At 67.6% G+C, this 23,281-nt stretch carries 20 protein-coding genes; 11 read left to right on the forward strand and 9 right to left on the reverse strand.

The genetic code is table 11. The annotated features are described in order from the left end of the window. Nucleotides 1-61 precede the first annotated feature (61 nt). Nucleotides 62-5,317 (forward strand): amino acid adenylation domain-containing protein, encoded by a 5,256-nt coding sequence (locus ACSQ89_RS29540; RefSeq protein WP_436294140.1) that lies wholly within the window; start codon nucleotides 62-64, stop codon nucleotides 5,315-5,317. On the opposite strand, the gene ACSQ89_RS29545 is transcribed toward ACSQ89_RS29540, so the two are convergent. Continuing rightward, entirely contained in the window at nucleotides 5,262-5,942 is a 681-nt protein-coding gene (locus ACSQ89_RS29545) for a DNA-3-methyladenine glycosylase (RefSeq protein ID WP_436294139.1), read from the reverse strand. The two genes, ACSQ89_RS29540 and ACSQ89_RS29545, sit on opposite strands and share 56 nt — an antisense overlap. Before the next feature lie 5 nt (nucleotides 5,943-5,947). Then, nucleotides 5,948-6,592, reverse strand: a complete 645-nt coding sequence (locus tag ACSQ89_RS29550) for a TetR/AcrR family transcriptional regulator (protein WP_436294138.1) — start codon at nucleotides 6,590-6,592, stop codon at nucleotides 5,948-5,950. A gap of 112 nt (nucleotides 6,593-6,704) precedes the next feature. On the opposite strand from ACSQ89_RS29550, the gene ACSQ89_RS29555 reads away from it, so the two are divergent. Next, the gene (locus ACSQ89_RS29555) at nucleotides 6,705-7,112 is read left to right on the forward strand and encodes a VOC family protein (protein ID WP_093107149.1); all 408 of its coding nucleotides are present in this window, start codon (nucleotides 6,705-6,707) and stop codon (nucleotides 7,110-7,112) included. 47 nt (nucleotides 7,113-7,159) lie between these two features. Next, on the forward strand, nucleotides 7,160-7,585 hold the full coding sequence (locus tag ACSQ89_RS29560; RefSeq protein WP_436294137.1) for a VOC family protein: 426 nt from the start codon (nucleotides 7,160-7,162) through the stop codon (nucleotides 7,583-7,585). A 13-nt stretch (nucleotides 7,586-7,598) separates the two neighbouring features. On the opposite strand, the gene ACSQ89_RS29565 is transcribed toward ACSQ89_RS29560, so the two are convergent. Further along, complete coding sequence (locus ACSQ89_RS29565; protein WP_280142631.1) at nucleotides 7,599-7,730, reverse strand: hypothetical protein; 132 nt, start codon at nucleotides 7,728-7,730, stop codon at nucleotides 7,599-7,601. An 83-nt stretch (nucleotides 7,731-7,813) separates the two neighbouring features. On the opposite strand from ACSQ89_RS29565, the gene ACSQ89_RS29570 reads away from it, so the two are divergent. The 5 genes from ACSQ89_RS29570 to ACSQ89_RS29590 all read left to right on the forward strand — a co-directional run bounded on the left by ACSQ89_RS29570 (nucleotide 7,814) and on the right by ACSQ89_RS29590 (nucleotide 11,659). Next, a complete protein-coding gene (locus ACSQ89_RS29570; RefSeq protein WP_436294136.1) occupies nucleotides 7,814-8,839 on the forward strand; it encodes a M14 family zinc carboxypeptidase in 1,026 nt (341 codons plus the stop codon). After that, on the forward strand, nucleotides 8,836-9,594 hold the full coding sequence (locus ACSQ89_RS29575; protein WP_436294135.1) for an alpha/beta fold hydrolase: 759 nt from the start codon (nucleotides 8,836-8,838) through the stop codon (nucleotides 9,592-9,594). The genes ACSQ89_RS29570 and ACSQ89_RS29575 overlap by 4 nt, the downstream gene beginning before the upstream one ends. Nucleotides 9,595-9,939: 345 nt before the next feature. Continuing rightward, entirely contained in the window at nucleotides 9,940-10,248 is a 309-nt protein-coding gene (locus ACSQ89_RS29580; RefSeq protein ID WP_093107141.1) for a putative quinol monooxygenase, read from the forward strand. An 89-nt stretch (nucleotides 10,249-10,337) separates the two neighbouring features. Continuing rightward, nucleotides 10,338-10,607 (forward strand): helix-turn-helix transcriptional regulator, encoded by a 270-nt coding sequence (locus tag ACSQ89_RS29585; RefSeq protein ID WP_436294134.1) that lies wholly within the window; start codon nucleotides 10,338-10,340, stop codon nucleotides 10,605-10,607. Beyond that, nucleotides 10,607-11,659 carry a HipA domain-containing protein gene (locus ACSQ89_RS29590; RefSeq protein WP_436294133.1) on the forward strand — a complete coding sequence of 351 codons (1,053 nt, stop codon included), beginning with the start codon at nucleotides 10,607-10,609 and terminating at the stop codon, nucleotides 11,657-11,659. Before ACSQ89_RS29585 ends, ACSQ89_RS29590 begins: the two co-directional genes overlap by 1 nt. Here the strand turns inward: ACSQ89_RS29590 and gap are convergent. Further along, nucleotides 11,580-12,581, reverse strand: coding sequence for a type I glyceraldehyde-3-phosphate dehydrogenase (gene gap / locus ACSQ89_RS29595; protein ID WP_093107137.1), 1,002 nt, complete (start codon nucleotides 12,579-12,581; stop codon nucleotides 11,580-11,582). The two genes, ACSQ89_RS29590 and gap, sit on opposite strands and share 80 nt — an antisense overlap. Before the next feature lie 45 nt (nucleotides 12,582-12,626). Next, on the reverse strand, nucleotides 12,627-14,678 hold the full coding sequence (gene tkt, locus ACSQ89_RS29600) for a transketolase (protein WP_436294132.1): 2,052 nt from the start codon (nucleotides 14,676-14,678) through the stop codon (nucleotides 12,627-12,629). Nucleotides 14,679-14,783: 105 nt separating this feature from the next. Between tkt and ACSQ89_RS29605 the strand changes: the two genes are divergently transcribed. Continuing rightward, a complete protein-coding gene (locus ACSQ89_RS29605; RefSeq protein WP_436294131.1) occupies nucleotides 14,784-15,176 on the forward strand; it encodes an S-adenosylmethionine decarboxylase family protein in 393 nt (130 codons plus the stop codon). 11 nt (nucleotides 15,177-15,187) lie between these two features. After that, nucleotides 15,188-15,904 carry a nucleotidyltransferase family protein gene (locus ACSQ89_RS29610; protein ID WP_436294257.1) on the forward strand — a complete coding sequence of 239 codons (717 nt, stop codon included), beginning with the start codon at nucleotides 15,188-15,190 and terminating at the stop codon, nucleotides 15,902-15,904. A 25-nt stretch (nucleotides 15,905-15,929) separates the two neighbouring features. On the opposite strand, the gene ACSQ89_RS29615 is transcribed toward ACSQ89_RS29610, so the two are convergent. Both ACSQ89_RS29615 and ACSQ89_RS29620 read right to left on the reverse strand, forming a co-directional pair. Further along, nucleotides 15,930-18,287 (reverse strand): hypothetical protein, encoded by a 2,358-nt coding sequence (locus tag ACSQ89_RS29615; protein ID WP_436296605.1) that lies wholly within the window; start codon nucleotides 18,285-18,287, stop codon nucleotides 15,930-15,932. Between the two features lie 528 nt (nucleotides 18,288-18,815). Next, complete coding sequence (locus ACSQ89_RS29620; RefSeq protein ID WP_436294129.1) at nucleotides 18,816-20,678, reverse strand: hypothetical protein; 1,863 nt, start codon at nucleotides 20,676-20,678, stop codon at nucleotides 18,816-18,818. Nucleotides 20,679-20,927: 249 nt separating this feature from the next. Here ACSQ89_RS29620 and ACSQ89_RS29625 point away from each other — a divergent pair, with 249 nt between their 5' ends. Continuing rightward, complete coding sequence (locus tag ACSQ89_RS29625; protein WP_436294128.1) at nucleotides 20,928-22,313, forward strand: aminopeptidase P N-terminal domain-containing protein; 1,386 nt, start codon at nucleotides 20,928-20,930, stop codon at nucleotides 22,311-22,313. Here the strand turns inward: ACSQ89_RS29625 and ACSQ89_RS29630 are convergent. Then, a complete protein-coding gene (locus tag ACSQ89_RS29630; RefSeq protein WP_436294127.1) occupies nucleotides 22,310-22,909 on the reverse strand; it encodes a zeta toxin family protein in 600 nt (199 codons plus the stop codon). The two genes, ACSQ89_RS29625 and ACSQ89_RS29630, sit on opposite strands and share 4 nt — an antisense overlap. Beyond that, nucleotides 22,909-23,277, reverse strand: a complete 369-nt coding sequence (locus ACSQ89_RS29635; protein ID WP_436294126.1) for a TA system antitoxin ParD family protein — start codon at nucleotides 23,275-23,277, stop codon at nucleotides 22,909-22,911. Before ACSQ89_RS29635 ends, ACSQ89_RS29630 begins: the two co-directional genes overlap by 1 nt. Nucleotides 23,278-23,281: the final 4 nt, after the last annotated feature.

The following is a 23,281-nucleotide window of genomic DNA, read 5'->3' on the forward strand; positions in this document are numbered from 1 at the left end:
ACATAATGGCGAAGGCTTTGGTTCTAACCGGCGTGATGTCTTCTCAGGGGCAAGTCCATCCATGTTTCATTCTTCGACCGAGACCGCCTTGTCCGCCGTTGCTCCCCGCGTGTTGCCCGACACCCTGGCATCGCTGTTCGACGTGCAGTGCGAAGCGCATGCGAACAAGCTGGTCTACGGCTTTCTCAAGGATGACCTGAGCGTCGCGCAGGAGAGCAGCTATGGCCGGCTCCAGGCCGATGTCCACGGCATCGCCGCCTGGCTGTCGACCCAGACCCATGCGGGCGACCGCGTGCTGCTCGCCTTCGGGCCCGGGCTGGACTTCGTGCGCGTGTTCTGGGCCTGCGTGCTCTCGGGCCGGGTGGCGGTGCCGGTTCCCGCGCCCGATCCGGTGCGGCTGCACCATGCGGCACCGCGCCTGCGCAGCCTGATCGCCGATTCGCGCGCCGCGCTGGTGCTGACCAGCGCATCGCTGCTCGATGCGGCGGCCGCCACGCTGGACCCGGCCACCTTCGCGATGGCGCGCTGGATGGCGCTGCCCGATTCGGCGTCGCTGGACAGCGCCGAGACGCCAGCCTTCGCGCCGCCGGCGCTCGAGCCCGCCAGCCTCGCCTACCTGCAATACACCTCCGGCTCCACCTCGGCGCCACGCGGCGTGCGGCTGACGCATGCCAACGTGATTGCCAACATCCGCGCGGTGATCGCGTCAAATCATGGAAACAACGCCAGCCGGGCGCTCAGCTGGCTGCCGCACTTCCACGACTACGGGCTGGTGTTCGGCGTGCTGGCGCCCGTGATCGCAGGCGCGACCAGCTACCTGATGTCGCCCGTGGCTTTTCTGCGCCGGCCGCTGCGCTGGCTGGAAGCCATCGCGGCCTATCGCATCACGCACAGCGGCGCACCCGAGTCGGCCTACGCCGCCTGCCTGCAGGCACTGGGCGACAAGCCGCTCGGCATGCGCCTCGACAGCCTGGTGTCGCTGACCTGCGGTGCCGAGCCGATCCGCGCCGCCACGGTAGAGCGCGTGCTGGCGGTCTTCGGCGCCGCCGGCCTGCGCCCCGATGCGTTCGCGCCGTCCTATGGCCTCGCCGAGGCCGTGCTGGGCGTGAGTTCGACGACGCCGGGCACGCCGCCTCGCATCGTTTCGGCTGATGCGGCCGCATTGCTGGCCCATCGCTTCGAACCCGCCGCGGACACATCGCGCGACGCGCGCCGACTGGTCGGCTGCGGGCGGGCGATGCCCGACACCGAGCTCCTGGTCGTCGAAGCCGGACGCCCGTGTGCCGACGGCGAGGTCGGCGAGATATGGGTGGGTTCGCCGAGCATCGGCGAAGGCTACTGGATGCAGCCCGAGGCCAGCGAAGCCGTCTTCGGCGGCCACCTGGCCAATGGCGCCGGGCCTTTCCTGCGCACCGGCGACCTGGGCTTTCTCGACCGCGGCGAGCTGTTCGTTACCGGGCGACTGAAAGACCTGGTCATCGTCCACGGCGAGAACCACTATCCGCAAGACCTGGAATGGAGCGCCGAGCGCGCCCATCCCGACCTGCGCGTGGGCCACGGCGCCGCCTTCCCGGTCGATACGCCGGGCGGAGAAGCGGTGGTGCTGGCACTGGAACTCCAGCGGCGCCCGGTCCCCACCGACACCGAGGCGGTCTTCAGCGCGGTGCGCCGCGCCATCGCGGTGGAGCACGGGCTGCCGGTGCACGCAGTGGCACTGGTGCGCGCCGGCGCCTTGCCGCGCACCTCGAGCGGCAAGATCCAGCGGCACCGCTGCCGCGAGGCCTTTCTTGCGAACGAGCTGCCGCTGGCGGCGCCGCTCGATACCGGCGGCGACGAGGCGACGGCCCTGGACGAGGAGGCACTGGCCACCCCCGAGGAGCGGCCCGGCGCCGTGCTGCCGCGCGACGCGCGCGAGCAGGCCGTCTGGGACATCTGGCGCGAAGTGCTGGGCACGCGCGCCTTCGGCGTGCACGAGAGCTTCTTCGAGCTCGGCGGCAACTCACTGCGGATGACGCAGGTGCTCTCGCGCATCCGGCAGCGCTTCGACGTCGAGCTGCCGCTCGCCGAGCTGTTCGAGCATGCGAGCGTCGCCGCGATGGCGGCGCAGGTGGCGCGGCAGGCCGCATCGGGCGGCGGGGCAGCCGCCGCGCATGACGGCGGCATCGAGCGTGTGCCGCGCAGCGGGCCGCTGCCGGCCTCGCTCTCGCAGCGCCGCATGTGGGTGATCCAGCACTTCGACCCGGCATCGACCGCCTACAACGTGCCAATCGCGATCCGGCTGCGCGGCGCGCTCGACCCGGCGCTGTGCCAGCAGGCGCTCGACCTCATGGTCGAGCGGCACGAAGGCCTGCGCACGGCCTTCGTGATGGGCGAGGACGAGCCCATGCAATCCATCGCGCCGAAGCTCGCGGTGCCGATCGAGTTCATCGACCTGAGCGATCTGCCCGGCCGCGAGGGCAACGAGCAGGCGCGCGCGCTGCTGGCGGATCGCATTGCGCAACCCTTCGATCTCTCGCAGGCGCCGCTGCACCGGCCGACCCTGATCCGGCTCGGCGAACGCGAGCATGTGCTGTTCTGGCTGCTGCACCACGCGATCACCGATAACTGGGCCGGCGCGCTGCTGATGCGCGAAGCGCTGGCGGCGTACGGCGCCCTGGCGGCCGGTCGCAGGCCGGAATCGGCGCCGCCCGCGATTGCCTATGCCGACTACGCCGCCTGGCAGCGCCGGCCCGAATCGGTCGAGGCGCGGCGCCCGCACCTGGCGTACTGGCTCGAACGCCTGCGCGACTTGCCGGAGCTCGACCTGCCCACCGATTTCCCGCGTCCGGCAAAGGCCAGCGCCAAGGGCGCGCGCGTCTCGGCCGAGCTGCCGCTGCGGCTGCGCGAGGCGATGCGCGAATTCGGTGGCCGCGAGGCCGTCACGCCTTTCGTGATCTACCTGTCGGCCTTCGTGCTGATGCTGTCGCGGCAGGCCAAGAGCGACGACGTCGCGATCGGCATGCCGATCGCGAACCGGCATCGCTTCGCCGCGGAGCATCTGGTCGGCACGCTGGTCAACACGCTGGTGATGCGCACCGACCTCGCGGGCGACCCGAGCTTCACGCAACTCGTGCACCGCGTGCGCAGGAACGCGCTCGAGGCCTATACGCACCAGGAGGCGCCCTTCGACGAGCTGATCGATGCGCTGGGACACGACCGCACGCTGCGTCCCGAAGGCCCGGTGCGCGTGCTCTTCAACGTGCTGAATGCGCCGGTGGGCAAGCCGGAGCTGTTCGGCCTGGAGGTCGACGAGTTCGATTTCGAGCGCACGGCCGCGCAGTTCGATCTGTCGATGCACATCGACACCGAGTTCGCGCATCGCATCCACCTCGAATACGCGACCGACCTCTACAGCGCGGCCAGCGCCGCGCGCATGCTCGAGAACTACCTGTCGCTGGTCGAGCGGCTGCTCGCGCAGCCCGAGCGCCACCTGTCCGAGCACGAGATGCTCTCGCCGGCGCAGATGAGCCTGCTGCGCCACGGCTGGAACGGCGCCAGGGCGCCGCTGCCCGCGCAGCAGCTGGTGCACCGCTACCTGGACCTGGGCGCGCCCGAAATTCGCACGCGCGTGGCCGTCATCGACGCCGATGGCGACACGCTCGGCTACGGCGAGATCGAAGCGCAGTCGAACATGCTGGCGCGCGTGCTGCGCGCGCGCGGCATCGCGCGCGGCCAGCGCGTCGGCCTGTGCATCGAGCGCAGCCCCGCGATGCTGATCGCGCAGCTGGCGGTGATGAAGGCCGGCGCGGCCTACGTGCCGCTGGACCCCGACTATCCGGTGGAACGGCTGCGCTTCATGGCGGCCGACGCGGACCTGTCTGCCATCCTCACGCAGCGCAGCGCGAGCGCCATCCTCGACGGGCTGAACGTGCCGATGCTGCGGGTCGACGACGAGCGGCTGACGGCCGGCAGCTCAGGCGACGCGCTCGAGCCGCAGCCCGAGCTCGATGCCACGCCGGCCGACGAGGCCTACCTGATCTACACCTCGGGCTCCACCGGCCAGCCCAAGGGCGTGCGCGTGCCGCACCGCGGCGTGGTCAATTTCCTGGCCGGCATGGTGAAGATGCCGGGGCTCGCGGCCGATGACTGCGTCCTGGCGATCACCAGCCCGTCCTTCGACCCCTCGGTGCTCGACCTGCTGCTGCCGCTGGTCGTGCGCGCGAAGGTGGTCATCGCCTCGCAGCAGCAGGTGCACGAGCCGGCTGCGCTGCGCGCATTGCTCGAACGGCATGGCGTCACGCTGCTGCAGGCCACGCCCTCGGGGTGGCGCGGGCTGATCGAAACCGGCTGGGCCGGATCGCCCGGCTTCCGCGCGCTGATCGGCGGCGAATCGCTGCCGCCGATCCTGGCGGAGCGGCTGATGGAGCGCAGCGCCGAGCTCTGGAACATCTACGGACCGACCGAAACCACCGTCTGGACCACGGCCTGGAAGGTGGAGTCGCCGCGCGATGGCATCGCCATCGGGCGGCCGATCGACAACACCACGGTCTGGGTGCTCGACGAGCATGGCCATGCCTGCCCGATCGGCGTGCCGGGCGAGCTGTACGTCGGCGGCGCCGGCGTCACCCTCGGCTACTACCACCGCGACGCACTGACGGCCGAGCGCTTCGTGCCCGACCCCTTCAGCGACGACGCGGAGGCACGGCTCTACCGCACCGGCGACCTCGGCCGCTGGCGCCATGACGGCGTGCTCGAGCACCTGGGCCGCGCCGATCACCAGGTCAAGCTGCGCGGCTACCGCATCGAGATGGGCGAGATCGAGTCCGCGCTGCTGGACTATCCGGATCTTGCGCATTGCGTCGCCGTGACGCACGCGCAGAGCGAAGAAGACGTGCGGCTGGTGGCCTACAGCGTGGCGCGCATCGGCACGGCGCCGACGCCCTTCTTGCTCAGAGAGCACCTGCGCACGCGCCTGCCGCACTACATGATCCCGCAGCATTTCGTCGCGCTCGCCGCGATGCCGATGCTGCCGAACGGCAAGGTCGACCGCGCTTCGCTGCCGGCGCCGGTCATCGACATCGTGCTGCCCGACGGGCGCAGCTACGTGCCGCCGGTCACCCACAGCGAGCAGGTCATCGCCGGCATCTGGTCGGAATTGCTGGGGGTCGAGAAGATCGGCCGCACCGACAACTTTTTCGATCTCGGCGGGCACTCGCTCATGGCCATGCGCTCGGTGGCGGCCATCGAGGCGCTGCTGGGGTGGAAGGTCGCGCCGCGCCGGCTCATCTACGAGAGCCTGCAGCAGGTCGCCCGCGAGGAGAACCTGGGGGCGCACTGATCGCGCCGCGCGCTGCCGGACGGAAGGGCTTGCTGAGAAAGCGCGAGCCGCGCTCGCCGAAGCGCCATGGCACGTTGGCCGCCTTGGAGATGCCGATGCGCGGCCCGGTCTCGACCATCACGGCCGGATGATCGTCCGCCGCGGCCAGCAGCACGAAGGGCGGTCGGTCCAGCGCACGGCCGTTGAAGGCGCCGTCGATGCCCAGCGCCTGCGCGACGCGGCCGGGGCCGGCGCAGAGCAGGCGGATGTCCTCGAGCCCGCGGCGCTCGCGCATGCGCTCGAGCCCCATCGCCGGCGCCAGCGCGCGGATCAGCACCCCGGCGCCATGCCCTTCCTCGCGGCAGACGAAGTTGAGGCACCAGTGGATGCCGTAGGAGCGATAGACGTAGGCGCGCCCCGGCGGCCCGAACATCGCGGCGTTGCGCAGGGTCGGGCCGCCGAAGCTGTGCGAGGCCGGGTCGTCGCGGTCGTAGGCCTCGGTCTCGACGATGCGGCCGCCGACGCCGTCGACCAGCAGCGTGACGCCGATCAACAGGCGCGCGACCTCATGCGAGGGCGCGGCGAAGTCGATGGCGGCAGCCGCGGCAAGCGGGCGATGGGGCTTCACGCGGCGCAGCCCGGTCATGGTCGCTAGAGACCTTTTTCGACCATTTCCAGCAGCTGCTGACCCAGCGCGTCCGTCTGCTCGCGCGGCATGCCGCGCAGCGGCCCGTCGATGATGAGCAGCGCGAGGCCGTGCACCGCCGACCAGGCCAGGAATTCCGCGCCGGGCCTGCGCTCGGGCGGCAGCGCCCCGGCCGCGACCAGCTGATCGAGCGCGGCGACCAGCAGCTCGAAGGGATTCAGCCCGCTCTGGCCGCTCTTGGCCTCGGGCGGCGCGTCTTCCACATCCACCGGCGCACCGAAGGCGGTGCGGAACAGCCCGGTCTCGGTCTGCGCGAAGCGCAGGTAGCCGGTGCCGATGGCGCGCACCGCAGCACGGGCGGCTTCGGCAGGGTCGCCATCGGTGCGCTGCGCCGCGAGCTCGGCCTCCATCGCGGTCGCGACCGCTGCCAGGGCGGCGGCACGCACCGCCTGCAAGAGCGCCTGGCGGCTCGCGAAGTGCCGGTAGGCCGCATTGGGAACCACGCCGGCGCGCCGCGTGGCCTCGCGCAGCACCACCGCTTCGGGCCCGCCGCTGCGCGCCAACTCGACCCCCGCCTCCAGCAGCGCACGCCGCAGATCGCCATGGCGATAGGTGCTGCGTGCAGGCGGGACGGGGCTGGGAACACTCATTTTCAATTCCATGTGGACAGCGTCCATTATGTCTGCTATCTTTCTTGTGGACGTTGTACACAACGTGTGACTTTTTTCCCCCGACCCCACCGCACTTTCCAAAGGACAAGACATGGCGACCCAGATCTATGTGAACCTGCCGGTCAAGAACCTCGACAAATCGGTCGCGTTCTTCACAGCGCTCGGTTTCAAGTTCAACCCGCAGTTCACCGACGAGAACGCCACCTGCATGATCGTCAGCGAGAACATCTACGTGATGCTCTTGGTCGAGAGCTACTTCAAGACCTTCACGCCCAAGGCCATCGCCGACGCCAAGAAGAGCACCGAGGTGCTGCTGTGCCTCTCGTGCGACAGCCGCGCCGAGGTCGATGCGCAGGTCGCCAAGGCGGTGGCCGCCGGCGGCAGCACGCCCAACAAGGCGCAGGACCACGGCTTCATGTACCAGCACGGCTTCGAGGACCTGGACGGTCATCTCTGGGAGCTGGCGTACATGGACATGAGCGCTTTTCCCAAGAGCTGAAGCCGGAATCGGCGATATCCCCCCACCCACCCCCAAGGAGATCCGAAATGAAAGTCCAGTCCTATCTGCTGTTCGACGGCCGCTGCGAAGAGGCGCTCGAGTTCTACAGCAGCAAGCTAGGCGCCAAGGTGAAGGACCTGATGCGCTTCAAGGACAACCCCGACCCGGCCGGCGCCGAAGGATGCGGCAACGGCTCCGGCGCGCCCATCTCGCCGGACAAGGTGATGCACGCGTCCTTCCAGATCGGCGAGACCGAGCTGCTGGCCTCCGACGGCATGGCCGCGGGACAACCCAAGTTCGAGGGCATTTCGCTCGCGCTCACCGCAAAGGACGAAGCCGAAGCCCGGCGCCTCTTCGCGGCCCTGAGCGAAGGCGGCCAGGTCCAGATGCCGATGGCCAAGACCTTCTTCTCACCGGCCTTCGGCATGGTGGCCGACCGCTTCGGCGTGTCGTGGATGGTGCTGGCGGAGTGAGACCGCCCCGCGTTCAGTGGCTGGCGTGCCTGCGGGCGCTCCAGCGCGAGCGCGCCAGAGCGACGACTTCGACCACGCCCCAGACGAGGGCGCCGCCGAGTGCGCGGATGGAATGGGTCGTGGTGGGCCAGAGCATGTGAGGCATGGGTCCCACCCTAAGAGCGTCATATGACACGTTGATGGCATGCAATGCCGCTATCCTGGTTTCACCCGACTTCCATTTGACGAGTGAATCCGACGGATCTGCCTGAACTGCTGGAGCTGCAGAGGCTCGCCCAGCTGGCGGGCCCGCTGATGGAGCAGCGCGTGCTGTGTGAGGTCGTGGCCGGCGAGCAGCGCTTTCCGGTCCACGCCTTCGTGCTCGGCAGCGCGCGAGCGGATGCGCCGGCGGTCGGCTTCTTCGGCGGCGTGCATGGCCTGGAGCGCATCGGCGCCGAGGTGACGATCGCCTACCTGCGCAGCATCGTGATGCGGCTCGCGTGGGACGAGACGCTGCACCGGCAACTGGAAGCCATGCGCCTGGTGTTCATGCCGCTGGTCAATCCGGGCGGGCTGTGGCTCGGCACACGCGCCAATCCCAACGGCGTCGACCTGATGCGCAATGCGCCGGTCGAGTCGAAGGAACGGGTGCCCTACCTGGTCGGCGGCCAGCGCATCAGCGCCGGCCTGCCGTGGTACCGCGGCGCGCAGGGCCAGCCGATGGAATGCGAGAGCGCCGCGCTGTGCGCGCTGGTCGAGACCGAGCTGCTGGGCCGGCCCTTGAGCGTCGCGGTGGATTGCCACTCCGGCTTCGGCCTGACCGACCGCATCTGGTTTCCCTACGCGCACACCTCCCGCCCGATCGCGCATCTTCCCGAGATGCACGCGCTGTGCGAGATCCTCGACCAGACGCTGCTGCATCACCGCTACGTGCTGGAACCGCAGAGCCGCCAGTACCTGGCCCACGGCGACCTGTGGGACCACCTGTACCTCGGCGCCACCAATCGGCCGGACACGGTGTTCCTGCCGGTGACGCTGGAGATGGGCTCGTGGCTGTGGATCAAGAAGAACCCGCGCCAGATCTTCTCGCGCCACGGCATCTTCAATCCGATGATCGAGCACCGGCAGCAGCGCGTGCTGCGCCGGCACATCGGCTGGCTGGACTTCATCACCCGGGCCGTGTGCAGCTACGAACGATGGCTGCCGGCCGGCGAACAGAGAGCGCATCACCGGCAGCAGGCGATGGCCAGGTGGTACGGACGACAGCCCTTATGAGCACCTGGGTCCTGCTGCGCGGGTTGACGCGTGAGAGCGGCCATTGGGGGCACTTCCCCGAGCTTCTGCAGGAGCGCCTGCCGGGGGCCCGGATCGTGGCGCTCGACCTTCCCGGCAACGGGCGCCTGAACCAGGCACGCAGCCCGGCGCGGATCGAGGCGACGATGGAAGACTGCCGTCGACAGCTGCTAGCCCTGGGGGTCGAGCCGCCCTGGCATCTGCTTGCGATGTCGCTCGGTGCGATGGTGGCGGTGGACTGGGCCGCGAAGCATCCCCTGGAGCTCGCCGGCTGCGTGCTGATCAATACCAGTCTGCGTCCCTTCAGTCCCTGGTACCGACGCCTGCGGCCAGCGAATTACGGGGCCTTGCTCGGTCTTCTGTTCGCGCGCCAGGCCGCGCGCGGACGCGAGCAAACGATCCTGCGCCTGACCAGCCGCCACCTGCAGCCGGACGCGGCCGTGATCGAGGACTGGACGGCGCTGCGCGAAGCCCGGCCGGTGTCGCCATCCAACGCCTTGCGGCAGCTGCTGGCCGCGGCGCGTTACCGTGCGCCGGTGCAGGCGCCGGCCGTGCCCTTGCTGGTGCTCGGCAGCGCGCGCGACGCCCTGGTGGACGTGCGCTGTTCGCGGCGCCTGGCGCGGCAGTGGGGCGTGGCGCTGGTCGAACATCCCACGGCCGGCCATGACCTGCCGCTGGACGACGGGCCCTGGCTGGCCGAGCAGGTCGGCCGCTGGGCGGCGCGGGCCGGCGCGTAGGGCGTCATGCGGCGGAGAGTGCCCAACCAGGGCAGGCCCGACAACCTCTCGAGCCGTGTGCTGGATCGGATCGTGGGAGAGCGCCAGCCCCGCGACCAGCGCCGCTACACGAAGTCCGCGTTCATTTCCGCGGGCCGCGACACGACGCCCTTCGGCGCCGCGGCGTCATGAGCTTCGTGACGCAAGGCATGCAACTCCACCATGCCCACGACATGCCCGAGCGCGGGTGGCGCCCGGCCGGGCCGGTGGGCGCCAGGGCTTGACGAGGGCCGCTCCCGACGCGACAGGCGCGAACGGCTTCTTGGCTCTAAATTCGACGCTCCATTCCAAGAGGAGCACCTGCCCATGATTCACGTCGTCGCCGTCATCACGGCCAAGCCCGGCCAACGCGATCGGATCCTCGAAGCCTTCCGCGCCAACCGACCCGCGGTGCTGGCCGAGCAGGGCTGCATCGAATACAACGCCACGGTGGACGCAGCCGGCATGCCGCCCTCACGCGGCTCCTTCGGCCCGGACACCTTCGTCGTCATCGAGAAGTGGGAAACGCTGGCCGCGCTGCAGGCCCATGCCGCCGCGCCGCACATGGCGGCCTACGGCGCCCAGGTGAAGGAGTGGACCGAGAACCGGGTCATCCACGTGCTGGAGCCGGTGTGATACCTTGAATTACCGAGCGGTCATTATTTCTTGACTTTCCACAGGCTCAAAGACGCAAAATTACCGAAAGGTAATTAAACGGGAGATCCATGACCGAATCAGCCTCGAACTTACCTGTCGGTAATTTGAACGGCACCGTCGTGCATTCCACCACCGAACTGGGCGAGCTGATCCGCCAACGTCGGCGCGCTCTGCAACTGAATCAGCTCGATATCGCCGGGTTGGGCAACACGGGGAACCGCTTCATCGTGGATCTGGAGGCAGGCAAGCCGACTGTGCAATTGCAGAAGGCACTCGACGTGCTGCAACTGCTCGGCCTCGAGGTGGTGGTGCGGCCGCGCGGCACGACGGGTCGGTGATGGCACGCCCTGACCGCCTGGATCTTTTCCATGGCGAGGATCATGTCGCCTTCATCTACGACAGTTCGCCACTCGAATTCGAATATGCGCCCGACTGGCTCGCACGCGCCGAGCGCTTGCCGGTCGCGGCAATCCCGCCGAGTCCCGGCCGCCAGCACTGCGACGCCGTCCAGGTTTTCCTGGAAAATCTGCTGCCCGAAGGCGAACTGCGCGCCTACATCACGGAGCAGAAGAAGGCATCGACGCTGTTCTCGCTGCTGTACGAGGTGGCCGGCGACACAGCGGGCGGGTTCGTCATCCTGCCGGGCGGTGAGCGCCCCCAGCCTGCGTCTTACGAGGCGACGACATGGCAGGCGCTGGCCGACTTCCTCGGCAGCAAATCGGCATCGGCCATCGACATCAAGGGGCGCCATGCACGCGTCTCATTGGCCGGAGCGCAGGACAAGGCCTCCATCGCACTGTTCGAAGACGGCATCCCTCGGCTTCCTCAGGGCACCTCGCCTTCCACGCACATCCTCAAGCCGGACATCCGACGCCTCGCCAAGGTCTGGCATTCGGCAGCAAACGAAGCCGTAATCATGCGCGCCGCCGCACTGTGCCGCCTGCCAACGGCCGACGTGTTCTACGAGCCTCTCACGCAGGCCTGCGTCGTCAAGCGCCTCGATCGCATCCAGCGGCCCGATGGCGCGCTTGGGCGCTTGCTGCAGTACGACCTGTGCCAGCTGGCGGGCACCGTGTCGGAAAAGAAGTACGAAACCGAAGGCGGCCCGGGCGCCGGGCGCTGTGCAGAGTTGATCCGCCAGTACAGCGTGCAACCGGCCGTGGATCCTAGCGTCCGGCGCCAAGACGCTGGCGCGGCGCGTACAGCAATTCGTGGCGTCGACGACGCGGCAAACGATCAAGCGACTGTTGCAAGCGGCTTGATAACAAAAACGCGCCCGAAGGCGCGCTATTGCTTGAGGTTGAAGCGATTTACTTCGCCACCACCCGCACCATTTCCAGGCACTTGTTCGAGTAGCCCCACTCGTTGTCGTACCAGCTCACGAGCTTGATGAAGGTGCCGTCCAGCGCGATGCCGGCCTCGGCGTCGAAGATCGAGGTGCGCGGGTCGCCGCGGAAGTCGGTGGCGACCACCTTGTCCTCGGTGTAGCCGAGCACGCCCTTGAGCGCGCCTTCGCTTTGCGCCTTCATTTCGGCGCAGATTTCCTTGTAGGTGGCTTCCTTGACCAGTTCCACCGTGAGGTCGACCACCGACACGTCGGAGGTCGGCACGCGGAAGCTCATGCCGGTGAGCTTCTTGTTGAGCTCGGGAATCACCACGCCCACTGCCTTGGCAGCGCCGGTGCTGGAGGGAATGATGTTTTCCAGGATGCCGCGGCCGCCGCGCCAGTCCTTGTTGCTTGGGCCGTCGACGGTCTTCTGCGTCGCGGTGGCGGCGTGCACGGTGGTCATCAGGCCGCGCTTGATGCCCCACTTGTCGTTCAGCACCTTGGCCAGCGGCGCCAGGCAGTTCGTGGTGCAGCTGGCGTTGCTGATGATGGCCTCGCCGGCGTACTTCTTGTCGTTCACGCCGTAGACGAACATCGGCGTGTCGTCCTTGCTGGGCGCGGACAGGATCACCTTCTTGGCGCCCGCGTCGATGTGCTTCTGCGCGGTTTCCTTGGTCAGGAAGAGGCCGGTGGATTCGAGCACGATGTCGGCGCCGACGTCGCTCCACTTGAGTTGCGCGGGATCGCGTTCCTGCGTGAGGCGGATCTTCTTGCCGTTGACGATAAGCGTGTTGCCCTCGACGTTGATCTCGCCCTGGAAGCGGCCGTGCACCGAGTCGTACTGGAGCATGTAAGCCAGGTAGTCGGGCTCGAGCAGGTCGTTGATGGCAACGATCTCGATGTCGTTCTTGAAGTTCTGCACCGCCGCGCGGAGAACGTTGCGACCGATGCGACCGAAGCCATTGATGCCGAGTTTGATAGCCATGTGCCTTGCTCCTGGAGGGTTGAAAACTGGGTGATGCGGTCGATGTCAGCGCTTGAGCGCCGCTTCGACCGTGGCAGCGACGTTCTCTGCCGTGAATCCGAAATGCTTGAACAGCACGCCGGCGGGTGCCGATTCGCCGTAGGTGTCGATCCCGACGACGGCTGCGACGCCGTACTTCCACCAGCCGTCGGTGGCGCCCATTTCGACCGCGATGCGCGGCGTTCCCTTGGGCAGCACGCTCTTTTTATACGCCACATCCTGGCGGTCGAAGGTGGTGGTGGACGGCATGGAGACCACGCGCACGCCGATGTTCTTTGCCGCCAGCAGCTCCTGGGCCTTCAGCGCAAGCTGCACTTCGGAGCCGGTGGCGATGATGACGGCCTTGAGCTTCTTGTTCTTGAGGCCGACGGCCTCGGGCTCGGCCAGCACGTAGGCGCCCTTGCTGATGTCGCTCAGGTCCTTCTTGGGCGAGTAGGGCAGGTTCTGGCGCGATAGCAGCAGCGCGGTGGGGCGGTCGGCGTTCTGCAGCGCGACCGCCCAGGCCACCGCGGTCTCGGCGGTGTCGCCGGGACGCCAGACGTCGAGGTTGGGGATCAGGCGCAGCGAGGCGGCATGCTCGATCGACTGGTGCGTCGGGCCGTCTTCGCCCAGGCCGATGGAATCGTGCGTGAAGACGTGGATCACGCGCTGCTTCATCAGCGCCGCCATGCGGATCGCGTTGCGGCTGTAGTCGCTGAAGGTGAGGAAGGTGCCGCCGTAGGGAATGAAGCCGCCGTGCAGCGCCACGCCGTTCATGATGGCCGCCATGCCGAACTCGCGCACGCCGTAGTTGATGTGGCGGCCCGGCAGGCCGTCGGGGACCTGTTCGTTGCCTTCGGTGCGGACCACGGCGCCGTCCTTGTCGAAGCGCAGGGCGGGCGTGCTCTTGGTGTTGGTGAGGTTCGAACCGGTCAGGTCGGCGCTGCCACCCAGCAGTTCGGGCAGGGCGGCGGTGAAGGCTTCGAGCGCGAGCTGCGAGGCCTTGCGCGAAGCCACGGTCTCGCCCTTGGTGTGGGCGGCGACCACGGTGTCGAAGGCGGTCTGATGGAAGTTCTTCGGCAGCTCGCCCTTCATGCGGCGCGTGAACTCGGCTGCCAGGTCGGGGTACAGCTTCGCGTAGGCGGCGAACTTGTCGTTCCACGCGGCTTCACGCTGGGCGCCGGCGGCCTTGGCATCCCACTCTTCGTACACGGCGTGCGGCAGTTCGAAGGGCTCGTGCGCCCATTGCAGCGCCGTGCGCGTGAGGCCGATCTCGTCGGCGCCCAGCGGTTCGCCGTGCGCCTTGGCGGTGTTGGCGCGGTTCGGGCTGCCCTTGCCGATCTGCGTCTTGCAGATGATCAGCGTCGGGCGGTCGGTGTGCTTCTTCGCCTTCTCGATGGCCTTGGACACATCCTTCACGTCATGGCCGTCGATCGGGCCGATCACGTTCCAGCCGTAGGCCTTGAAGCGTTCTTCGGTGTTGTCGATGAACCAGGGCAAGACCCGCCCGTCGATGGAGATGCCGTTGTCGTCGTACAGCGCGATCAGCTTGCCCAGCTTCCAGGCGCCGGCCAGCGCCGCGGCCTCGTGGCTGATGCCTTCCATCAGGCAACCGTCGCCAAGGAAGGCGTAGGTGTAGTGATCGACGATCGCGTGATCCTTGCGGTTGAACTCGGAGGCCAGCAGCTTCTCGGCCAGCGCGAAGCCGACCGCGTTGGTGATGCCCTGGCCCAGCGGACCGGTGGTGGTTTCGACGCCGGGCGTCACGCCCGTTTCGGGATGGCCGGCGGTCTTGCTGTGCAGTTGGCGGAAGCGCTTGAGCTCCTCGACCGGCAACGCATAGCCCGTGAGGTGCAGCACGGCGTAGATGAGCATCGAGGCATGGCCGTTGGACAGCACGAAGCGGTCGCGGTCGAACCAGTGCGGATTGACGGGGTTGTGCTGGAGGTGCTCGCCCCACAGCGCAACCGCCATGTCGGCCATGCCCATCGGCGCGCCCGGATGCCCCGAGTTTGCAAGTTGTACGGCATCCATTGCCAGCGCGCGAATCGCGTTGGCCATCAAGGCTTGGTTGGCCATCTGATCGGCTTTCTGGGGGGCAGGTTAGGGGGAACCCGGTATTTTAACGGGCGAGCTTCGGGGGGGGCCGTCCGGGGCAGAGGTCGGGCTGCTAGAGTGCCGCCCATGCATGGCTTGCATCTCACCGCCGACCTCCACGACTGCCGCTGCGGGACGCATTGGCTGGTGGACGCCCAGGCCGTCGGCGCGGCTTGCGCCAAGGCCGTGGAGGCTGCCGGGCTGCAGGCGGTCGGCACGCTGTTCCACACCTTTCCGACCACGCCGCTGGGTCCGGGCGGCGTGACAGCTACCGTGCTTCTGGCTGAGTCGCATCTGTGCGTCCACACCTGGCCCGAACAGCGCGGCGTGACGCTCGATGTCTACGTGTGCAACTTTGGCGCCGACCACTCCGCCAAGGCGAGGGCGGTGATGGAGGCCCTGGAGGCGCTGTTCGTGCCGGGCCACGCGGAAAGGCACGCATTGAAGCGCGGCGCGATCGAGAAGGCCGAGGCAGCGTGAGCATCAAGGCAATGATCCTCGCCGCCGGGCGCGGCGTGCGCATGCGGCCGCTGACCGATGTCACGCCCAAGCCCTTGCTCGAGGTTCAAGGCAAGCCGCTGATGCAGTGGCCGATCGAGGCGCTGGCGGCGGGCGGCTTCACCGAGCTCGTGGTCAATACCGACTGGCTGGGCGAGCAGATCCCGCTTCGCTTCGGGCACCGCCATGCGGCTTCCGCCATTTCTTACTCCCACGAGGGCCGCGATTTTGGCGGTGCACTCGAGACGGCGGGCGGCATCGTGCGTGCGCTGCCGCTTCTGGGCGACATCTTCTGGGTGCTGGCGGGCGACGTGTTCGCGCCGGAGTTCGCGTTCACGCGGGAAGCGGTCGACCGCTTCGCGGCCAGCGGACGGCTTGCCCACCTGTGGCTGGTGCCGAACCCGCCGCACAACCTGCGCGGGGACTTCGGGATTTCGCCGGCCGGGCTGGCGTTGAATGACGCGCCGGTCAAGCACACCTTCTCCACCATCGGCCTCTACCGCGCGGGGCTGTTCGCGCCGCCGTACTGCGGCATCCCAGCCGGCAATGCCCAGGGCGCCAAGGCGCCGCTCGCGCCCATCCTGCGCGCGGCGATGGAGGAAGGCCGGGTCGGCGCCGAGCTCTACGCCGGCGACTGGACCGACGTCGGCACGCCCGAGCGCCTGGCTGCGCTGAATCAAAAAAAACGGCCCGCACGAGGCGGGCCGTAGACAGGCTAGATCACGGTCTGGGCGATCAGGGCACGTTGGCCGACCTGAGCGTGAAGGGCCGGCCCTCCATCGTGAAGCTGCCGCCGAACTCCATGTTCATGCCACCGGTCGGCTGCACCGGGCAGCCGCCCGATGACGCCGAGCAGGCCCCGCCGCCCGCGAAGACCACGGAACCGTAGCGGTAGTTCGACACGACCTTGCCGGTGTAGTCCGCGATGCTCAGCACCATGTTGTCGCTTGCGAAGTTGTCGGCATCCTCGACCGCAATCGGGTCGACGATGCGCGAGTCCTGCAGGGTGCGAACCACGCTGCCGCTGTTGCCGTCGCCTGCGAACCTCACCCACTGGATCTTGCGATCGCCGCGCGAAGCCACCAGCACCTGCTCGTTCAAGGGCTCGAAGGTCCTGTTCTCCGGGTCGATCTTCGAGATCGCCAGCGAGGTCGGGTTCTTCCCGATCGCGACACGGCCCTTCTCGACGACGTCCGTGACCGTGGTGCCGGTGGGCACGTTGCCCAGGCCATAGATGCGCAGCGAACCCTCTTCCGTGGCGATCCAGGCGCGGTGAGTCGGCCCGAAGATGGTGGTCTTCACCGCGGTCGGCTTGCTGTCCAGCGCCACCGTCGTGATCACCGTCGGCGTCTGTTGCGGCTTGTACGCGAAGGTGTACGGCCACTGGTTATCGGCCTGACCCAGGTTGGTGAACTCCGTCGGGCCGGTACCGAAGTAGACGCTGTTGACGTAGCTGAACAACGGCTTCAGGTCGATGAAGGCGACCTTCTTCTCCGACTTGGAGATGACCACCGCCACACCTGCCTTGGCATACCTATTGGCGTTCGTGCCGGAACCCGAGAACGTCGCGCGCTTGGCCGAATCGGTCAGCGGCGAGTAGGTCTGCCCCATGAACTCGCCGTACTTTTCCGGCAGTGCCGTCTGGAACTGATCGAAGCCCGTGGTGACGGCGATCTCGGTCGGCGCGTTCATGCCCGGCAGGTCGATGTAGCCCAGCACCTTCATGAAGGCGATGTTGCCCATGTTCGGCAGGCCGGGGTACACGCCCATCCACTCATGCCACCAGTCGTACCAGCGGTCGTAAGTCGTGCTCCGGATGCCGGTGGGCGTTCCGCCATTGGGGTTGTAGGGGTCGCAGTTGTTGCACAAGCCGGCCAGCGAGATCACCGCCACCTGGCCCTTCAGCGCCGTCGTGTCCCACACCGTCACCAGCGCGTATTCGCTGGTGTTGGTGACGGCCATGCCGGTCGGCACCTTGTTGGCAGGCAGCTTCACCGAGCCGCGGTTGTTCGCCGTGTTGCTGCCGGCGGTGCCGATCAGGCCGTTGTTGAAAGCCACCAGCGAGGTGGCGCAGAAGCCCGTGCGCCCGCCGCAACGCGCCACCGCCACCGGCTCGCCGGTCGTGAGGCCGGCGTCCTTGTAGGTGCTGACGTTGTAGTTCGTGCGTCCGGCGCTGCCGTCCCACGCGGCCGCTTCCTGCCAGGGCAGTTGCGGCGCTTGCGCGAAGGTGTTGTGGTCGATCGCCGAGACCTGCAGGTCGCCAACGCCCATGCGCAGCGTCGTGTTGTCGGCGACAAAACCGACGTGGGCCTGGTTGGTCGAGTAAAGCCCTGCATCGGCGAGGACCGGACCGCCCACCTGCCAGGTGCCGGCGTGGTAGCTCATCGTCTGGTCCGCGCGCTTGAACAGCGTCGGGATGCCGGTGTTGTTCACGGACGGGGCGTTGCCGTAGCGGTAGGCGATGCCTTCTGCCTTGGCGAGGACCGGTGCCATGGCACGGTACGCGCTGGCCTGCACGTTGCCGGCGCTGTCGACGACGTCGCCGGAGACGGGTGCCGGTGCCGGTGCCGGCGCGGGGGCCGGGGCGGGGGCCGGGGCGGGCGCCGGAGCGGGTGCAGGGGCCGGTGCCGGGGCGGGCGCCGGAGCCGGAGCCGGAGCTGGCGCAGGAGCCGGCGCAGGAGCCGGCGCAGTTGCTGCACCGAGGGAATAGCAAGCCTTCACGACGAACGGCACAGGATCCTTGCCGAAGTATTCGTTCGTGCAGTTGGCGGTGCCGGTGACCGTCTTTTGAACCCACGATGATCCGGCCCCGTACTGGACCAGGGTGGCAGAGGCGACACTGAATGACGAACCCTCGCCGGCGAGCCGCGTTCCCGCTGCAGGCGCGGGGGCGGGGGCGGGTGCGGGTGCGGGTGCGGGGGCGGGTGCGGGTGCCGGCGCTGGTGCCGTCGCGGTCTGCACGTAGCACGCTTTCGCCACGTATTGCAGCGGGTCGCCAAAGGTCGCATTGCTGCAGGCAACCGTGCCCGACAGCGACTTGTTCGTGTAGGTGTCGTTCGCGCCGTACTGCACGACCTGCGCCGAGCTCAGCACGAAGCTTTGATTTTCGTCCGCGACCTTGGTCCAGCTCGAATCGAGCTTGCTGATCGGCGCTGCTTCCTTGGTCGCGGTAGTTTCTGCCGGCGCGGCAGCAGCCGGAGCAGTCGATGTTTCAGCGCCCAGGGCAGCAAAGCCTCCCCCGCCACTGCTGCCACTTCCCCCACCTCCACAACCAGCGAGCGCTCCTGCCGCAACAAACAGCAGAAGCGCGCTTTTATCTGTGACTTTCACGCAAATCCCTCCAAATTGGTTAAGTTGGGGTTTTTACGGGGGTTGACCGGTGCGAGCAACCTCTCTTGCACTTCCTTTCCTGTGTGTTTCCGGCTCCCTAGGGCGGTGTTACCAAGGTTGTGCTTGGTGACGACTTCAACGCAAACGCAGGCACTCCGGTGTTGTCTTACTTCTTACTGTCATATGGGCGGTCGAAAAGGGCCTGGACGCTACGGCCGCCGGACTGAAGCGCAAAAAAAAGCGGCCCGCATGGAGCGGGCCGCAGTTCAATTGAGCGCAGTTCTCAGCAGATCAAGGCACGTTGGCGGTCTTGAGCTGGAAGGGTTTGCCTTCCATCGTGTAGCTGCCGCCGAACTCGATCTTGACGTCACCAGTCGCTTGGACCGGGCATCCGCCCGGCGGCTGGCAGGTCCAGGAGCCACCACGATCAGAGAAGAACACCGGGCCATAGCGGTAGTTGGATACCTTTTTGCCGGTGTAGTCCGCAATCGTCAGCACATGGCCCACGTTCGAGAAGTTGTCGGCGTCTTCAACCGCGATAGGGTCGACGATACGGCTGTCCGCCAATTCGCGAACCACGCTGCCGCTGTTGCCATCGGCCGCGAACCTTACCCACTGGACCTTGCGATCGCCGCGTGAAGCCACGAGCACCTGACGGTTCAGCGGTTCGAAGCTGGTGTCGTCCGGATCGATCTTGGATATGGCGAGCGAAGTCGGATTCTTGCCGATGGCCACGCGGCTCTTCTCGGTGATATCCGCGGCCGTGGTGCCGGTGGGCACGTTGCCCAGCCCGAAGATGCGCAGCGAGCCTGCTTCGGTTGCGATCCAGGCGCGGTGCACACTGCCGAACAGCGTGGTCCTGACCGCTGTCGGCCGGTCATCCAGCGCCACCGTCGAGATCACCGTCGGCGTCTGCTGCGGCTTGTTGGCGAAGGTGTACGGCCACTGGTTGTCGGCCTGACCCAGGTTCGTGAACTCCGTCGGACCGGTGCCGAAGTAGACGCTGTTGACGTAGCTGAACAACGGCTTCAGGTCGATGAAGGCGGCCTTCTTCTCCGACTTGGAGATGACCACCGCCACACCCGACTTGGCGTACCGGTTGGCGTTCGTGCCGGAACCCGAGAACGTCGCACGCTTGGCCGAATCGGTCAGCGGCGAGTAGGTCTGCCCCATGAACTCGCCGTTCTTCTCCGGCAAGGAAGTCTGGAACTGATCGAAGCCGGTAGTGACGGCGATTTCCGTCGGCGCGTTCATGCCCGGCAGGTCGATGTAGCCCAGCACCTTCATGAAGGCGGTGTTGCCCATGTTCGGCAGGCCCGGGTACACGCCCATCCACTCATGCCACCAGTCGTACCAAGCGCTGTACTTCGTATCGCGAATGCCCGTCGCGTTTCCGCCATTGGGGTTGTAGGGATCGCAGTTGTTGCACAGACCCGCCAGCGAGATCACCGCCACCTGGCCCTTCAGCGCCGTCGTATCCCACACCGTCACCAGCGCGTATTCGCTGGTGTTGGTGACGGCCATGCCGGTGGGCACCTTGTTGGCGGGCAGCTTCACCGAGACGCGATTGTTGGCGGTGTTGGTGCCGGCGGTGCCGATCAAGCCGTTCTGGAAAGCCACCAGGGAAGTCGCGCAGAAGCCGGTGCGACCACCGCAACGCGCCACCGCCACCGGTTCGCCCGTCACCTGCCCGGCAGCTTTGTAGGTGCTGATGTTGTAGTTGTCGCGTCCGGCGCTGCCATCCCAGGCTGCCGCTTCCTGCCAGGGCAGCTGCGGCGCCTGCGCGAAGGTGTTGTGATCGATCGCGGAAATCTGCAGATCGCCCACGCCAACGCGCGCAGCCGTGTTGTCGGCGACGAAGCCGACGTGCGCCTGGTTGGTCGAATACAGGCCAGCCTCGCTGAGAACCGGGCCACCAACCTGCCAGGTACCGGCGTGATAGCTCATCGTCTGGTCCGGCCGGGTTGCCAGGGTCGGGATGCCGGTGTTGTTCACGGCCGGCGCGTTGCCATAGCGATAAGCAATGCCTGCATCCTTCGCGAACTGGGCGGCAGTCGCCTTGTAGGCGTCGGCAGCCACATTGCCGGAGCTGTCGACCACGTCATTCGGAATCGGCGTGCCGCCGGTCGTCGTGCCCGTACCCGGGTCACTCACGGCGGCCAGGCCCGCAAAGCCACCACCGCCACCACCACCCCCGCCTCCACAAGCTGATAACGCGCCTGCGGCAACAACCAGGAGAAGCGCGCTTTTATGGATAAATTTCAACAAAAACACCTCCAATTTGACAAAGATGTGCGTTTGTACGTGGGTGCAGTCCTACCGGGCAACCCTTCTTGCAAATCTTTTCCTTATGTGTTTTCACTCCCCCCCAGTGGAGTTACAAAGGTATTGCATAGTCACGTTATGACCGCAACTCATCAAACCGCGCGCCGTGTACGTCTTTCTACTTATTTGGGCGCCGATGGCATCGCCATCATTCCCACCGCGCCCGAGCGGCAACGCAATCGGGACAGCGACTTCCTGTACCGCCACGACAGCTATTTCTATTACCTGACGGGCTTTCCCGAGCCGAATGCCTGGCTGGTACTCACAAGCGAAGGTCGTGCCACGCTGTTCTGCGCGCCCAAGGATCTGGAACGGGAGATCTGGGACGGCTACCGGCTGGGGCCGGAGGCAGCGCCGGCCGCGCTCGGCGTCGACGAGGCCTTTGCGATCGACGAACTCGACGCCCGTTTACCGCGGCTGCTGGAGAACAGGTCGACCGTCTGGTACCCCTTCGCGACCCACAAGGGGCTGGAATCGCGCATCGACGGCTGGCTGTCGGCAGTGCGCGCCCGGGTGCGCTACGGCGCGCTGTGCCCCGAAGAGCAGCGCGACCTGTGCGGGCCGCTCGACGAGATGCGGCTCGTCAAGGACGCGCACGAACAGGACACCATGCGCCGCGCCGCGCAGATCAGCGCCCGGGCCCACATCCGCGCCATGCAGCTGTCGGCGCGCATGCTGCGCGAGGGCAAGGACGTGCGCGAATACCACCTCGACGCCGAGCTGCTGCACGAATTCCGCCTCGGCGGCTCCCAATACCCGGCTTACAGCTCGATCGTGGCCGCCGGCGCCAATGCCTGTGTGCTGCACTACCGTGCCGACGCAGCACCGGTACGCGACGGCGAACTGGTGCTGATCGACGCCGGCTGCGAGCTCGACGGCTACGCCAGCGACATCACGCGGACCTTTCCGGCCAACGGCAAGTTCACCGGCCCGCAGCGCGCCTTGTACGACCTGGTGCTGGCGAGCCAGGACGCGGCAGTCGCGGCCACCCGGGCCGGGCAGCGCTTCAACGATCCGCACGAGGCCACCGTGAAGGTGCTGTCGCAGGGCATGCTGGACCTGGGCCTGCTGGACGCCAACAAGGTGGGCAGCGTCGACGACGTGATCGAGCAGCGCGCCTACTTCCCTTTCTATATGCACCGCACCGGCCACTGGCTGGGCATGGACGTGCACGACTGCGGCAGCTACGTCGAGCCGACCCAGGTGGGCGAGGTGAGCGAACGCAAGGACCCGCTGTCGAACGAAGTCATCAAGAACCGGCCCAGCCGCATCCTGAAGCCGGGCATGGTGCTGACCATCGAGCCGGGCATCTACGTGCGTCCGGGCGAGGGCGTGCCGGAGCAGTTCCACAACATCGGCATTCGCATCGAGGACGACGCAATCGTCACCGAGACCGGCTGCGAGCTGATCTCACGCGGCGTGCCGGTCAAGGCCGACGAGATCGAGGCGCTGATGCGGCCCTAAGCCGCATCGCCCAGCGGGCTCAGCACCTTGCGCGCCCAGCCGGGCAGCCACGGCCCATGCGGCTGGAGTTGGCCCGCGACCACCGAGGCCACGAGGTGCGGGCCGCCCGCGTCGGTGTCCGTCGCATCGAACAGCATCGCGAGCTGCACCTCGCGCACGGCCTGGCGCAGGTTCTCGAGCGTGCGCGGATAGCGCGCCAGGATCTTGTCCGCGGGCACGCTGTGGCCGCCTTCGTGAATGCGCTGCCGCACGCGTTCCAGCAGCCGGCGCGGCTCGTCGAGGCACACGATGTACAGCACCACCTCGAAGCCGAGCGCACGCGCATCGGCGATGAGCTGCAGCTTGGAAGGATGCGAAAAGACGGTTTCGCTGACGAAGGACTGCCCGGCGCGCAGATGCGCCACGCGTTGCGCATCGGCCCAGGCCCGGGCAGCTTCGGAGCGCCGGACCGCATGGCGGACATGGCCGAGCTGCTCGCGCTCGTACAGATCGGCGTTGATGAAGGGCAGCTGCGGATAGCGCGGCTGGATCAGATAGCGGTAGAGCGTCGACTTGCCGGCGCCATTGGGGCCGGCGATCAGGTGGAGAACCGGCATCAGGCCGCGTTGCGGCCACGCGCACGGGGCGCTGCCTTGGCGCGGTTCTCGGCCACCGCCACCTTGGCGCGCTCAGCCAACGCGCCGGACTGCGCCAAAGCCAGCACGTGGCCGTGCAAGGCGTCAAGTTCGGGTGAGAGGGCGGGCTGCACGTTGACCTCGCCGGCGTAGGCCGCCGATTCCTCGCGCGCAATCAGCGCCTGGCTGTCCTGCGTGGACAGGCCCGCTTGCTCCAGCGCGCGGCCCAGGGTGGCCCAGTACTCGATCTGACTGGCCACCGACCGGCGCATGGGCTGCGCCGCATTGCGCGCCTTGTCGACCAGCGCGGCCGGAAGCTTGACGGAAGCAAAGGGGGTTGCCGTGGACATGGTT

Source organism: Variovorax sp. LjRoot175 (assembly GCF_964253805.1).
GTDB lineage: Bacteria > Pseudomonadota > Gammaproteobacteria > Burkholderiales > Burkholderiaceae_C > Variovorax.